Below are 15,398 nucleotides of genomic sequence, written 5' to 3'. Positions count from 1 at the left end.
AACATGATTCAAAAGAGTACACTATATATTGGTCTCATACTTCTACTAGCCAGCTGCTCGGTAACGAAGAAGCTCCCTGCTGGCGAAAGCTTATACACGGGTGCAGACATTAAAATCAAAGCCGATTCGAGCATCAAAAAATCAGAAATAGAACGTGTTAATGCTGAGCTAGCAGAATTTGTAAGACCCAAGCCCAATACAGCCATCATGGGATTTCCGTACCGAGTATGGTTATACTATGTCATGGGTGAGCCTCGCAAACCAAAGGGTTTTAGAACATGGTTTCGTCGCAAATTTGGTGAACCTCCCGTTCTTGCAAGTCGTGGAGTCATTAATGCCAATACCAAACAAATTAATGTCTTGCTGAACAATCAAGGCTTTTTTCGTACTACAGCATCAGGTGATATTATCGATAAAAATCGCTTAGCAAAGGCAGTTTATACTATTAATTTAAAACCACAATATTTGCTCGATTCGATTCATTTTGAGACAGATGGTGATACCAGTGTTTTTGGAAAAGCTTTACTCAATACTCAAAAAAGAACACTTTTGGTAAAGGGTAATCCGTATAATTATGAAACATTAGTGGCAGAACGCAATCGTATTGAACGAGAGTTGAAGCAACGAGGCTTTTACTATTTCCGTCCCGACTATGTAATCTTCAAAGCGGATTCGATGAGTAAAAAAACGAAGGTGGATGTTTCGGTTGAAATTAAACCCAATGTTGCACAGGTAGCCAAAAAGATTTACTATATCAACGACATTCATGTCATTGCTGATTATGGTGATTTGAGAGTAGATACAACCAATATTAAACAAACGAACTATCAAGGAATTGATATTCAAGATCCCCTCAACAGATACCGTCCAAAGGTGTTTGCAGATGCGATTGGATTCCGCCATGGACGTAATTATTCTAGCCGTTTTCAAGACGTTTCATTGTCTCGTTTGATTAATCTCAAAAACTTCAAGTTTGTCAAAAATAAGTTTGAATTAGTCACTCGTTCAGACTCTGCATTATTGGATGTATACTATTATCTGACCCCGCAAAAACACAAATCTTTGCAGGCTGAACTGAGCGGATCGTCGAAGTCAAACAACTTTAATGGTACTGACATTGCAGTCAACTGGCGTAACCTTAACTTGTTTAGAGGTGCCGAAATTTTTACCATTTCAGCCTCAACGGGTCTTCAATTCCAAGTAGGTGGTGGAGCCAATGCTATCAACAACTCGACTTATAAAGTGGCAACCTCGCTTACACTTCCACGTTTTGCAGTCCCATTTATTAAGTTCAATCCCACTCGAAATCAGTCCTTGCCTTCAACGACATTCAATGTCAATTATGAATACATCAATCGAGGTAATATGTATCGCACTACCTCCTTGAGTGGTTCGTTGGCTTATGATTGGAGTCAGAACTCAACACTTAGACATACCTTTACGCCACTATCTATCAGTTACGTTCGAACATTTGATTTTTCATTTGATTATATCAATTACATGATCATGTTTGCACCGCAACAATTAGGTACTATTCTAGATCAAAACACCATTATACCAAGTTCTATTTATCAGTTTTTTTATAATCCCAGACCTACCAAAAGTTCAAGTTTTGCTCTTTCTGGAAGTTTTGAAATTGCTGGAAACTTGGCCAGCGCACTTGCCAAATCTGCCAATTCAACAACCGAAGCACAAACCTTATTTGGTGTAGGTTATGCACGTTATATTCGAAGTGATTTGGATATGCGATATAGCAAAACGATCAACAGTAAAATCAAATGGGCGAATCGTGTCATGCTTGGCTTTGGCTTGCCTTATGGCAACTCAAATTCACTACCCTTTCCGAAGCAGTACATTGTAGGCGGTAGCAATAGTATCAGGGCATTTGTGGCACGTGGTATTGGACCTGGAGCCTATTATGCCTCAGGCGATAACGCCACAACGTTCTTAGGAGCACAAGCGGGTGATATGAAGCTAGAAATGAATACCGAGCTTAGAGCCAAGGTAAACGACTTTATACAAGGAGCATTATTTGTAGATGCAGGGAATGTTTGGATGTACAAGGATGAAGTTTTATACGGTGCTGATGGTGTATTTGGAAAAGATTTTTACAAACAACTTGCAATAGGTGCTGGTGTTGGTTTGCGTTTCGACTTTACGTATCTCTTACTTCGCTTTGATTTAGCGACGCCACTTCGCAAGCCCTATTTACCAGAGGCAGAAAGATGGGTCATCAAAGATATCGACTTTTCAAGCTCTGACTGGCGCAAAGAGAACCTAATTCTAAACATTGCGATAGGTTTGCCATTCTAAGAAAAGTACAAGCTTGCTAAAATCTAAATGCTTGTAGAAGAACTGATATATCATATTTGCGAAAAAAGGTAGTTTAACTTTGCAAGAAACTTTTTTAATTAAAAAACTGGGACTATTTTTGTAACCTAGTTTCTGATAACGAGTCAAATAAATACATAGCAATGAATCGCAAAAATATCTTAGCCATCGCAGCAGTAGCCATGTTAGCAGTAGCTTGTGACTACCAAAAAAACAATACTATCAAGCAAAAAGACCTACGCGCAGGAGATGAGTATGTGTACGGCGTTCACCCAGACAGTGCTGCACGTCAAACAAAAAACAAATACACAGCTAAGCCAGAAAACGAAGTAAGAGCTGCTAAAATCCGTGAAAAATTGTACGGTCCTGCTGCTGAAATTACTCAAGGAAATTAATATTCTAAGATTTTAATCTTTTTTTATAGATTATAAAAAGCGTTGCGACTCTGTTTGTAACGCTTTTTAGTTAGAAAGACATAAGACAAAAGCCTATTCTTTCTCTATTTAAACCCCTCTTTTTTATAATTATGAACATTGCATTAGTAACAGGCTCAGCTGGCCTTATTGGTAGTGAAGCAGTATCATTCTTTTCTGAAAAATTCGACCTTGTCATTGGTATCGATAATAATATGCGTCAATATTTCTTCGGTCAAGAGGCTTCAACTGCTTGGAATCGCAATCGTCTAGAAGAACAATTTGCTAATTATAAACACTATCAAGCTGATATTAGAGAAGTTTCTCAATTAGAAGTAATTTTTAAAGAATTTGGTGCAGACATCAAATTAATCTTACATACCGCAGCACAACCTTCTCACGACTGGGCAGCAAGAGAACCATTTACAGACTTTTCAGTAAACGCAAATGGTACACTCAATATGCTTGAAATGACTCGTTTGCACTGTCCTGAGGCTGTATTTATTTTTACGTCGACAAACAAAGTTTATGGAGATAATCCAAACTTCTTGCCATTAATCGAAACTGAAACTCGTTGGGAAATTGATACAAACCACCAGTATTTCGAAAATGGTATCGATGAAAACTTGAGTATCGACCATACTAAACACTCTTTGTTTGGTGCATCGAAAGTAGCAGCAGATATCTTAGTACAAGAATACGGTCGTTACTTCGGCATGAAAACGGGTATCTTCCGTGGTGGATGTTTGACTGGTCCAAACCACTCTGGTACGCAATTGCACGGTTTCTTGGCATATTTGATGAAATGTGCTATTACTGGTAACCATTACACTATTTTTGGTTACAAAGGAAAACAAGTTCGTGACAATATTCACTCTTACGACTTGGTAAATATGTTCTGGCATTTCTACCAAAACCCACGTGTAGGTGAAGTATACAACGCAGGTGGTGGTCGTTTTGCTAACTGTTCAATGCTAGAAGGTATCACAATTTGTGAAGAAATTACAGGTAAGAAAATGAGTTATAGTTACTCTGAAACAAACCGTATTGGTGACCACATTTGGTATATTTCAGACCTTTCGAAGTTCAAAGAGCATTATCCAACTTGGAACTGGAAATATGGTTTGAACGAAACACTCCAACAAATTCACGACGGTATCACTAGCCGATTGTAATATTTTTAAAGGACTTAAGACAAACTCTTAAGTCCTTTTTTATGCTCTTGATAATTAGGGTTTACACTTAACAAAATACATTTTATCTATGCCTATCGATCATTGAAACTCCTAGATCCCCTCCTAAACCAAAAAAATTATTGAAAGCTTCGTTAATAATTAGGCTAATTAATATCGTCTCAAGGTATTTAAGTAGGAAAATTACATAGGTTTGGGGTAAATTTGCATTAATTTTGAATACTCCAATCAGCATATTGGTATTACAATTAAAAACATCATGCCCAATTCCATAAAAATCCTCATTCCACTTTACAACGATTGGGATGCTTTAGAGCTTTTACTTGAACGTATCAAACATACAGTTGAAGCAAGCTTCTTTGAGCAGCTATCTTTTGTGATTGTGGATGATTGTTCTTCCATTCCGTGTGATGTAAATCGTTTTTCGGCATACAACCTTGAGATTATCAGACTTTGGCGCAATGTAAGTCATCAAAAAGCCATTGCACTGGGTCTCTCCTATTTAACCAAAGAACGTACTTTTGATTATCTGCTAATCATGGACTCAGACGGTGAAGATCGTCCTGAAGACATGGAGCGCTTATATGATACTTGCGTAAAAACAAATCAAATTGTATTTGCTAAACGTGCCAAACGTAGCGAAGGCCCAATCTTCCGAATGGGCTACTTGGTGTATAAAGCACTTTTTGGTCTATTAACAGGAAAAGTAATAGAATTTGGTAATTTTAGCATGCTACCATTTGAACAAGCCAAGAAATTAGCTTACGTTTCCGAGATCTGGAATCACTTCCCTGGCGGAGTTATTCGATCCAAATTATCATATAGTTCTATCCCGATTATCAGAGGTACTCGTTTGGCAGGTAAATCTAAGATGAATTTTGTGTCTTTGATTCTTCATGGCTTAAGTGCTATTTCTGTATATTTAGATACTGTGGCTGTTCGAATCGTTATTAGTTCTCTGGTATTGGTTGTTTTGTCTATCTTAGTAGCATTGGTTGTATCCATTATTCGTCTTACAACTCCTTATGCCTCACCTGGCTGGGCAACAACGCTTGTTTCAACAGCAGTAATTGTGATACTCCAAGCCTTTTTGAGTTCACTTTTTTTGGTTTTTACCGTATTAAACTATCGTACTCAAAAGCATTTTATTCCAGCATTGGAATATCATGAATTAATACAACAAGTAGACTCGACAGAGCTTTCTAAGATTAGCTAATATTATAGATCATTTGCCAAATAAATCAACCTCATAAAAATGAAATTAAGTGTAGTTATCCCTGCATACAACGAAGAGGAATCTATTCCTGAAACACTACGAACCCTGTATGCAACACTAAAAAAATACAATATTGACCACGAAATTTGTGTAACCAACGATAACTCTAAAGACCGTACAGAAGAGGTATTGAAATCCTTACAAACCGAAATTCCAACCTTGGTATATTTTACCAACAAAGGACCTAATGGTTTTGGGTATGCCGTACGATATGGCTTAGAACGCTTTTCGGGCGACTGTGTGGCTGTCATGATGGCCGATATGTCTGATGACCCAGAAGACTTGGTAAAATATTATAATACCATGCTTGAGAAAAACGTAGATGCTGTTTTTGGTAGTCGTTTTATCAAAGGGGGAAAAGTATATGACTATCCTCGTTTGAAATTATTCATCAACCGCATCGCTAACTTCATCGTTAAGCTTGCTACAGGTATCAAAACCAACGATACGACAAACGCCTTTAAATTGTACAAGCGTGAAACTATCGAAGGTATTAAACCATTCTTATCTCCACACTTCAATTTAACGGTTGAACTACCGCTAAAGGCATACGTTCGAGGTTACTCTTATGCGGTTGTACCAAACAGTTGGACCAATCGTAAGTACGGTGAATCAAAGCTTAAAATTAAGGAAATGGGTAGTCGTTATTTCTTTATTTTACTTTACTGTATGATCGAGAAGTTTTTCTCTAGAGGAGATTATATGAAGAAGAATTAATACAAATAAAAAGGATGAGGCTTATTACCTCATCCTTTTTTATTTGTGCAAAAGTAATGCTTGTAAAGTACTTAGCTGAAAAAGTGCATACGTAAGTGTAATGCCCCAAAATACAGCAAAAATGCTCATTGTAACTAGGATTCTAAGCACAGATACCCGAAAAGATAGTGCCAATAATGTGCCTCCAATAGGTGTAAAAAACAAGGGCGTAAAGCATGATATTCCCCAAATACCGACCCTCTTCCACAATTTTACCGCAAATCTTGTACGACGAGAAAATAGCTTTGCAGGAGTTTTTCTATATTTTTGTATCAAGCTACGAACACTTGTTCCTATTACCAAGACACTGATTACGGTAAGCATCATTCCCAAAATGGTACAAACAGCGGTCTCCCACCACGTCAATTCCAATAATAGTCCCGCAATTGGACCGTTAAAAAATTTGATTGAAGTAGCCACCATTACCGTAAAATATTTCCCTATGGCCATAGCAAAGTAGCAATTTTGATTCGTTACAAAGTTACAACTCTCTCGTCATTTGTTATATATAAACCTTAATCTTGTTTTATACAAGCCTTGCTTATGTTCTCTCAACGCCTTCTTGGTTTAATATTCTTCATGTTTGCGGTAATCACTAGCTCCCAAGCTCAAAGTGTTTTTGTACCCCTCAATGCCGACTATTATGACTTACTCGATCGCTATGAGATTAAATATGGTCGACTCTCAAAAACCTTTCACACAGGTATAAAACCTTATACCCGTAGAGATATCGCACAATTTATCGAAACCATTGCCCAAGACACAAGTCTTCATGCCGATGCGATTGACCAATTTAATTTTAATTATTTCAAAAATGATAATTGGGAGTGGGTTTCAGAAGAAACAGATAGTAGTAAAAAATCCTTGTGGAAATATTTTTATAAAAAACCTTCTGACGCATATTCTGTCCACAATGACGATATAGATCTCCACATCAACCCTGTTATGAATGTCCAGATTGGCTCGATATCGGGTGGTAATCAATCTTTCTATTCACTCAATACACGCGGCATCGAAATCCGTGGGATGATTAACAGTAAAATTGGTTTTTATACTTACATGACCGATAATATCTCCAGAGTACCAGATTATATCAAAGGTTATGCAGATTATTTTAACCAAAATACGCCAACAACAGCTACTCAAATTGCAGGAATGCCTGGGGAAGGTTTGACAAAATACTTTAAAAAAGACCCTCTCACTACAGATTTCTTTTCTGCTCGTGCTTATTTAACTTTTCAGGCTACCAAAAACATAGGTATCCAATTTGGGCATGATAAAAATATTATTGGTAATGGGTTTCGTTCGATGATTCTTTCAGATAATGCGGCACCTTACCTGTTTTTAAAACTTACCACTCAAATTGGGGCATTTCAATATCAGAACCTATTTGCCGAACTGATCAACCCTGGCCGTATTTCTCCAGACCAAACCTTTCCTAAAAAATACATGGCGATGCACCACCTTAGTATTAATGTGACGCCAAAACTAAATATTGGATTGACAGAAAGTGTCATTTTTAAAAGAGATAGCACAAATGGCGTGGGAGGCTTTGAACTGAATTATCTCAACCCTGTTATTTTTTATCGATTTGTAGAAAGTTTTCAAGGAAGTGGCGATAACGCATTGGTAGGACTTGATTTTAAATACAATTTTGCCAAAAAATTCTCTTTATATGGACAATTTATGTTAGATGAATTTATCATAAAGGAGATTTTTTCAAATACTGGGTCATGGACGAACAAGTACGGAGCACAGTTGGGACTCAAGTATATAGATGTATTAGGAATCAAACATTTGGATTATTTTGGTGAGTATAACGTAGCAAGACCTTACACTTATAGCCATAGTTACACAGGTCTCAGTTATTCACATTATAATCAAGCACTTGCACACCCATTAGGTGCCAATTTTTATGAATGGACTCACACCTTACGAGCTCAACCTGTGCCCAAATTACAGTTAGTAAGTAGGTTGATTTTTGCCAGCTATGGCGACGATAGCAATGGTACCAACTGGGGAAGAAATATTCTATTGGATTACAATTCTAGAAGTAGATGGGTTTTATACAAAGATGATGAAGGCAACACCTTGGGGCAAGGAGTTGCTTCACAGCATTTGACTTTTGATATAAGAGCTTCGTATCAGTTCAAACACAACTTCTTTGTTGATTTGCATTATTTACATAGGGATTTTAAAAGTCAACAAAGTAATCTTAATAATGTCACCAATCTGCTCTCGATTGGTCTTCGTTGGAATACTGCCGATAGAGGACAGTATTATTAAGTATGAGTGCTGAATTGTGAGTGGTGAATTAAGAGTTAGTAGTGTATGAAGGGTTTTAAGAATCATCTATTTCTAATATCGGATGTTGGATTGCGGAAGTGAAATATACTTTTTTATCCTATTTTATAAAAAATGAAGGTATTTTTCCATACTTCCGAAATCAGTAATTCCCTATAGCATCTTAGGCACGGCGCTATAGGGGATTTGAAATTAAATGACCTACATATTATTCAAGGAAACAAGCCAATCGTTATTAAATTATCGCGTCTCTCCATAATTTACAACAACCATTGTGGGTGTTGATTCATTGTGTAAGCGATCGAAGGAAGTGACGGCATATACATAGCCTCTGGCTCTTTCTGAGGTATAATCTAAAAACGAAACATCTCTTCCGACATAAAGAATTTTATCAACTCGGTAAAGATTAATCTTTTCTGCTTTTTCAAATCTATAAACGGCAAAATACACATTCTCATTACCATCTGAGGCCTTTTCCCCTGGTTGCCACACCAATTTGTTCATTCCATTATCTTTCAAAGCAATGACTCTTTGCGGTGGTTTAGGAGCAATACTATCTTTCCATCTCATAGGAGGAATAATAGCAGGATAGTGATATAGCGATGCTCGGAGGGAATCTTGAATGCCACCATAATTTTCAGTTAGGCACTTCGAACTAAAAAACATACCTCCTTGAATATTTGCATTATTTCTGTCCAAACGAAGTTGACTTGTAGCCTCGGCGTTGTTCCAGCCTGACTTGATTTTATAGATACCATGTCCGATATACAAATGACGCCCATAGGTATGTTGGCTCCACCAGTCAATGAGTACTTTGTAAGGAACTTTAGGATGGCTGCGCTCAAAATATACCTGTGGCACAATATAGTCTACCCAACCTTTTTCAATCCATTTACGAGTATCTGCATAAAGTGTTTGATACGAGGTCGTCCCAGCTTGGGTTTTGGAGCCTACTTTCACGATAGGGCTATAGTTTTGCCAAACACCAAATGGGCTGACACCATATTTTACATAAGGCTTTACGCGTTTAATCGCCTCTCCTATCTGTTGAATCAAAATATCGGTATTACTTCTTCTCCAATCTTCGATATTTCTATAGCCTGCACCATATTTCCGAAAAGTATCGAAGTCATTTAATTGTTGGCCAGGTACAGGATATGGATAGAAATAGTCGTCAAAGTGAATTCCATCGACATCGTAGTTTTTTACAATTTCAACCACCACTTGCACAATATAATCACGTACTTCGGGGATACCAAAATTTAATACTTTTTGACCATCATACTGAATCATCCATTCGGGTTTGGTCATACTAATATGCTCAGGCATAATAGAGCCAGCCCTTTTGAAGGTAGCACGATTGAGGTTTAGCCACGCATGAAACTCCAAGTTTCGAGCATGCGCCTCTTGAATCATAAAATCTAAGGGATCGTAAAATGGGGAAGGAAATTTACCTTGAGTACCCGTCAAAAACTCAGACCAAGGCTCTAAACCTTTGGCATAATAGGCATCGCAGGCATCACGAACTTGAACCATCACAGCATTCATGTTTGAGCGTTTGTGCTCATCCAGAATTCTAATGAAATCTCTTTTTTGTTCCTCTGAATTATATTGCCCTTTTCGGGGCCAGTCTATGTTGTCGACAGTAGCTATCCAAACAGCTCTGAACTCATATTTAGAAGTCAACTCTGCGGTTCCATTTTGTTGAGAATGGCAGCTAGAACATACTAAAACACAAAATAGACATACATGGAAAATAATCTTATACATACACATTCCAAAACTCTTACTCGGTGCCACGTAAGCAACTCTTTTTAGTATTTTAAGTCAAAAATAAGGATATACTATTCAATTTCAGTCAAAGAATTGTGGCAGGAATGCTAGTTGGGAGTTGGTGGCTTAGTTAGAAAAAATCCTCAACAGCATTATTTTGCAAGTTATTCATAAAATATCAGAATCTTATCCTTTCTTGATTCAATGGCAGAATTTATCATCCTCAATAGGATTAAAATGAGTAAATGGCAATAAAAAAGTCCTCTCACAATGAGAGGACTTTTGTTATATTTTTTTAAGGAAAATATCTTACGCCATTACCTTTAAGAATCTACCGAAAACATATAGCCAACACCTTTAAGTGTTTTGATGTAATATTCAGGGATTTTTTCACGTAGCTTTCTGATATGAACATCGACAGTTCTTTCTACTACGTAAACATCGCTACCCCAAACTTTTTCCAACAGTTCATCACGACTAAATACTTTGTTGGGATGATGAGCAAGAAACGACAATAATTCAAATTCTTTTTTAGGCATTACCAAAGACTTACCGTCGTTGAGTACTGTGTAATTTACTCGGTTGATAAAAAGTGAGCCTATCTCTAATTTATCTTCAGCTTCTGACTGCTGCGAATCTCTTCTCAAAAGTGCTTTCAAACGACTTAGCAAAGCACGAGGTTTGATGGGTTTTACAACATAATCATCTGCACCGACATCAAAAGCCGCTACTTCAGTGTATTCCTCAGCACGAGCGGTCAAAAACAGGATGTAGGTATCTTTAAACTCCGACAGCAATCTCAATTGACGAGCCGTTTCGATTCCATCCATTTTTGGCATCATCACATCGAGCAAAATCAAATCTGGTTTAAATTTTTTTGCCACCTCCAAGGCTTGAAGTCCGTCTGTTGCCGAAGCTGTGTCAAATCCTTCTTTGGTAAGGTTGTACTCTAATAGCTCAATAATATCTGGGTCGTCGTCGACCAAAAGGATTTTGGGAGTTGGTAGCGTATTGCTCATATATTTGATAATTAGTCGTTGAGCGAAAGTATCATTACTCAACAAAATCAACACACTGGATGCAATTAATTAAAAATTAATCCAATATTACCCCAGCATTAAGTGTCATTAAGTAACGCGGCTAATAACTACTTGCACTCAAAAGCCAATACAAAATTAGTTATCTCAATATTAAGGAATTGTTAATTCTCACGGACCCTATATATTTCACCCTGTTCGTTGGTGATAATTACTACATTTTCATCTAAAAATGCTATAGATTCGGTCTGTTTATGTGGGAATTTTATACAGTAAAGCGGGTTCGAAAAGTCAATTTGGTGTTCTATAATTCTAAAATAATAAATCTTTCCATAACTTATTAACACAAATTTATTTTTCTGTTGATTAATAGCAGCTCCCGTAATTGGCGTCCTCAAATTGATATGCGCTTTGAGCTGTAAAGTATCAGCATTAATACCTATTTTTCTCACAAATAAATCTGTTCCTGATTTATCCCAGTTTTTGGTAAAAATATAAATAGAGTCCTGTACCACAAACATAGCCTCCGCATCTGGAACATATTGTTTTTCAGGATAATATATCGGAATTCTTTGCAAAACAGCATCTATCTTTTTGTTTATTTGATAAATACATAAATCCCGACGCTGATGCGAATTATTACCTATGTCACCTACATAAATATCCCCTTGCTCATCGGCTGACATATCTTCCCAATCTATATTTTTAGCCTGAGAAATAGGATAGGTATTCAGTAACTTTCCAGACAAATCTATTTGATAAATGTGGGGCGAACCACCACTATCATTATGAGTCAGTAAGGTTGAATCTTGTTTTCGATACACCAATCCTGAACTCTCATTGACTTGCTTAGGAAGATGCCTTATTCTCTCAACTTTCAAGTGTTTCTTTCCCTTCTGAAACCCTAGTTCATGAACATCATAATGGTAACTTGCTAAGGATGCTTTGAGGTTAAATAAGAACCATAGAATTTTGTATTTGAGCATAAATGGATTGTGTGTAATTTTTAGGTTCTCAATAATAAAACTAGCTATTTTCAGTTTTTTAAGTATTTTTGAAGATAAGGTTTATCTCTTTTTATTCTCAGGCATCGACAAGACTATAACCCATTGCTATGTTATCAGACTTCAAACTTCCTCAATCTATCAAATTGCTCGTTGGTCTCCTAACGGTATCGATTATCGTTTGGTGGATGTATCTTTTACAAGAAATCCTTATTTTGATTTCGTTTTCGGTGCTATTTTCGATGTTGTTATATCCTTTGTGTCATCGACTTGAAAAATGGCATTTTCCTCGAACCTTGGCCATCTTTGTTTGTCTATTGGTTACACTTGCCATCATGGCTGGGGGCGTTAGCCTAATTGCCCTGCAAATTGCCGATTTTTCAGATACCTTTCCTACTTTTCTGAAAAAAGGCGAAACATTCATTAATGAACTGCAATCTTGGGCGTCACATAACTTACATATTAGCCGTAAAAAGCAAGTAACAGAGCTTCGTAATCAGTCGTTGACTTTGCTCAAAAATAGTGGCAATATCATTACTAACGCTTTGGGCACAACGCTCAACTCGCTATCATCAGCGATGTTGATTCCTATTTTTGTATTTTTCTTTTTACTCTATCGTGATTTTTTCCGCCGTTTCTTTTATCTAGCTTTTGGTAGAGGAAATCGAAAAAAGATAGACCTCGTTTGTAGCAGAATTTATACGGTGGTTCAGAGCTATTTGCTTGGGTTATTTACCGTAATCTTGATCGTGGCGGCACTCAACACCTTGGGACTTTGGCTACTTGATATCGAATATGCTATTTTCTTCGGAACACTTGCGGCGTTCTTATTATTGATTCCCTACATCGGTATCATGATAGGCTCAATTTTGCCTATGTTGATGGCGCTTATTACCAAAGATTCGCCCATGTATGCTGTGGGTGTGGCAGGAGTATTTTTGTTTGTACAGTTTTTGGAAGGGAACTTCATTACTCCTCATATAGTAGGCTCAAAAGTAAGTATCAACCCACTAGCAGCTATGATTGCTTTGATTTTGGGTGGTCAACTTTGGGGAATTTCGGGTTTGGTGCTGGCTTTGCCATTCATTGCAATACTCAAGGTAGTTTTTGACAATATTGACTCTTTGAAGCATTACGGCTATCTCTTAGGCGAAGCCGAAATTCATCATAAAGGCGGGGGAAGGATTTTGGGCTAAAATTTAAGGCACTAGGCATCAGGCAAAAAGGCACTAGTTAAAAAACTGGTGCCTTTTTGCCTGATGCCTGATAACTATTCTACAAACTCAACAACTCCTTAAATCTAATAGCTTGACGGCGAGAAATTTCGATTTTGTCGCCACTCTCACGAAGGGTTACTTGCAAACCTCCAGAAAACCAAGGCTCGATTTTTTGAATATATTTCAAGTTAATGATATGCTTACGATTGGCACGGAAAAATACTTTAGGATCAAGACGTTCTTCAAGAGCATTCAACGACTTAAGAACTAATGGTTTTTGGTCATCAAAATACAAACGAACGTAATTACCCATTGATTCGAACAAACGAACATTTCCTAAGCGAACAAACCAGCACTTTTCGCCATCCTTGACAAAAACTTGATCGTTTTCGCTCAAAACTGATGCACCTTCTTTCGCTGTATCCGAAATTTGCTTTTGGCGTTCAAACTCCTCCTCAACCTTTTGGATAGCCTCACTTAAACGATGTAGTTCTATTGGTTTGAGAAGATAATCAAGCGCATTAAATTCGAATGCTTTAATGGCATATTCGTCGTAAGCTGTCGTAAAAATTACTTCTGGAACATTGCCGTCCAACTCAGCCAATAAGTCGAACCCTGTTTTGCCAGGCATTTGAATATCCAAAAATAGAAGGTCTGGATGAAGTTCATCAATTAATTGAATCGCTTCGTCGGCATTGGGTGCTTCGCCTACAATATTGATTTTAGGAAAATTTTCTAGCAAACGTTTCAATTCATTACGTGCTAACCTTTCGTCATCAACTATAATTGCTTTCATTCGGTTTTGGAGTAATAGCGTTGGATATTTAAAAAGTATATTACTGAAGACTAATACCTATAGTTTAACCTCGCACGATATGTGTGATTTTAGCAAAAGGATTGTCTTTATTTTCTACCACTTGACTTGGTATAGGTACGGTAATTTCTGCCGTTACTACGTCTTTGGATGCTTGGTAAATCTTAAATTTGGCATCAGCACCAAATAACAACTCCAAACGATGTGCTGTATTTTCGAGCCCAAAACCTCCCGATTCTGTAGTCTCTAAAACGCCTGTATTACTAATTTCGATCACTACTTTGCTATCAACCAATTTGGTTTCGATACTCACAAATCCTCCCTTCACTGGCTTTGATACTCCATGTTTGATGGCATTTTCAACCAAAGTTTGTAACAACATAGGTGGAACTTGACAAGTAAGTGTTTCGGGATAAACATTCTTACGAATCTGTAAACGGTCTTCGTAGCGGATTTTTTCGAGCGCTAAATAGTCCTCTACTGTTCTTAATTCCTCTGAGAGTGAAACGGTCTTACGTCGGTCGGCCAGCAACGAACTTCTCAAAATATTGGATAGCTGCGTCACTGCCTTTTGTGCTTTTTCGGGTTCTTCCAAAATCAAAGCACGAATACTATTCAGAGCATTGAACATAAAATGCGGGTTCATTTGAGCCCGCAAAACCTTTGATTCAGTTTCGCGAATAGAAGATTCCAAACGAACTTTTTCGACCTCAATTTCTGATTTTCTTTCAAAATAATGAGACGCATAATAAAACAAAGTCCAAATCATCAATGGCTTCATAAAGCTGAAACTGAACTGGATGAAGAAAAATATCGACCAAAAATCAGCATGCTCACGTTCGCGCAAAATGTAGCCATCTAGCGGAATATTGATACTCGCCATCATCATCGACATCAACACCACCGAGCCCAAAATACGAGGTACCACCTGACGAATAGGCATTTCGACCCAACCATATTTTTTGATTACTTTTCTAAAATTATGTGTCAGAAAAATCGCAAAAGCAATATTCAAGTCTGCCGAAATAAACCAGTCAATCGACCATCCAAAAGAGTTTACATAAATCAAGGCTTCATTGGCTAGCCAAGCTAACCAACCAACAATCTGTAGAGTCCAATATAATTTGATTCTTGGCATTATTTCTTATCTAATTCGTCTGTATTAATAAAAATTTATGCTCGTATCAACAAGCAAATAATCGTTTTTGAATCATGCTAAAATGAGTTAGCAACAATTTTTCATTACCTTCAAAACTTTATTTAGAGTAATAACTCATGTC

General features: G+C 37.3%; 13 protein-coding genes. 7 read left to right on the top strand and 6 right to left on the bottom strand.

Features of this window, described 5'->3' with window-relative positions:
- Positions 1–3: 3 nt before the first annotated feature.
- The 5 genes from tamL to QM524_RS16685 all read left to right on the top strand — a co-directional run bounded on the left by tamL (position 4) and on the right by QM524_RS16685 (position 5,930).
- Positions 4–2,313 (top strand): translocation and assembly module lipoprotein TamL, encoded by a 2,310-nt coding sequence (tamL, locus tag QM524_RS16705; protein WP_283345438.1) that lies wholly within the window; start codon positions 4–6, stop codon positions 2,311–2,313.
- Between the two features lie 161 nt (positions 2,314–2,474).
- Positions 2,475–2,726 carry a hypothetical protein gene (locus tag QM524_RS16700; protein WP_095160665.1) on the top strand — a complete coding sequence of 84 codons (252 nt, stop codon included), beginning with the start codon at positions 2,475–2,477 and terminating at the stop codon, positions 2,724–2,726.
- A gap of 131 nt (positions 2,727–2,857) precedes the next feature.
- Entirely contained in the window at positions 2,858–3,919 is a 1,062-nt protein-coding gene (locus tag QM524_RS16695) for an NAD-dependent epimerase/dehydratase family protein (RefSeq protein WP_095160666.1), read from the top strand.
- Positions 3,920–4,196: 277 nt separating this feature from the next.
- Positions 4,197–5,153, top strand: coding sequence for a glycosyltransferase (locus QM524_RS16690; RefSeq protein ID WP_283345437.1), 957 nt, complete (start codon positions 4,197–4,199; stop codon positions 5,151–5,153).
- Positions 5,154–5,192: 39 nt separating this feature from the next.
- On the top strand, positions 5,193–5,930 hold the full coding sequence (locus QM524_RS16685) for a glycosyltransferase family 2 protein (protein WP_095160668.1): 738 nt from the start codon (positions 5,193–5,195) through the stop codon (positions 5,928–5,930).
- Between the two features lie 39 nt (positions 5,931–5,969).
- Here QM524_RS16685 and QM524_RS16680 read toward each other — a convergent pair whose 3' ends face one another.
- Positions 5,970–6,419, bottom strand: a complete 450-nt coding sequence (locus QM524_RS16680) for a hypothetical protein (RefSeq protein ID WP_095160669.1) — start codon at positions 6,417–6,419, stop codon at positions 5,970–5,972.
- 93 nt (positions 6,420–6,512) lie between these two features.
- On the opposite strand from QM524_RS16680, the gene QM524_RS16675 reads away from it, so the two are divergent.
- Positions 6,513–8,255 (top strand): hypothetical protein, encoded by a 1,743-nt coding sequence (locus QM524_RS16675; RefSeq protein WP_283345436.1) that lies wholly within the window; start codon positions 6,513–6,515, stop codon positions 8,253–8,255.
- A gap of 258 nt (positions 8,256–8,513) precedes the next feature.
- On the opposite strand, the gene QM524_RS16670 is transcribed toward QM524_RS16675, so the two are convergent.
- The 3 genes from QM524_RS16670 to QM524_RS16660 all read right to left on the bottom strand — a co-directional run bounded on the left by QM524_RS16670 (position 8,514) and on the right by QM524_RS16660 (position 12,069).
- Entirely contained in the window at positions 8,514–10,043 is a 1,530-nt protein-coding gene (locus tag QM524_RS16670) for a glycoside hydrolase family 10 protein (RefSeq protein WP_283345435.1), read from the bottom strand.
- 326 nt (positions 10,044–10,369) lie between these two features.
- On the bottom strand, positions 10,370–11,065 hold the full coding sequence (locus tag QM524_RS16665; protein ID WP_095160672.1) for a response regulator transcription factor: 696 nt from the start codon (positions 11,063–11,065) through the stop codon (positions 10,370–10,372).
- A gap of 182 nt (positions 11,066–11,247) precedes the next feature.
- Positions 11,248–12,069, bottom strand: a complete 822-nt coding sequence (locus tag QM524_RS16660) for a hypothetical protein (protein WP_283345434.1) — start codon at positions 12,067–12,069, stop codon at positions 11,248–11,250.
- A 128-nt stretch (positions 12,070–12,197) separates the two neighbouring features.
- Here QM524_RS16660 and QM524_RS16655 point away from each other — a divergent pair, with 128 nt between their 5' ends.
- Complete coding sequence (locus QM524_RS16655) at positions 12,198–13,283, top strand: AI-2E family transporter (protein ID WP_283345433.1); 1,086 nt, start codon at positions 12,198–12,200, stop codon at positions 13,281–13,283.
- Positions 13,284–13,362: 79 nt separating this feature from the next.
- Here QM524_RS16655 and QM524_RS16650 read toward each other — a convergent pair whose 3' ends face one another.
- Both QM524_RS16650 and QM524_RS16645 read right to left on the bottom strand, forming a co-directional pair.
- Positions 13,363–14,100, bottom strand: coding sequence for a LytR/AlgR family response regulator transcription factor (locus tag QM524_RS16650; protein WP_095160675.1), 738 nt, complete (start codon positions 14,098–14,100; stop codon positions 13,363–13,365).
- 64 nt (positions 14,101–14,164) lie between these two features.
- Positions 14,165–15,256 carry a sensor histidine kinase gene (locus QM524_RS16645; protein ID WP_283345432.1) on the bottom strand — a complete coding sequence of 364 codons (1,092 nt, stop codon included), beginning with the start codon at positions 15,254–15,256 and terminating at the stop codon, positions 14,165–14,167.
- Between the last annotated feature and the right edge of the window lie 142 nt (positions 15,257–15,398).

Source organism: Flectobacillus roseus (genome assembly GCF_030056595.1).
GTDB lineage: Bacteria > Bacteroidota > Bacteroidia > Cytophagales > Spirosomataceae > Flectobacillus > Flectobacillus roseus.
Note: the sequence above shows the minus strand (reverse complement) of the source record. Positions and strands in the feature narration are given on the sequence as shown.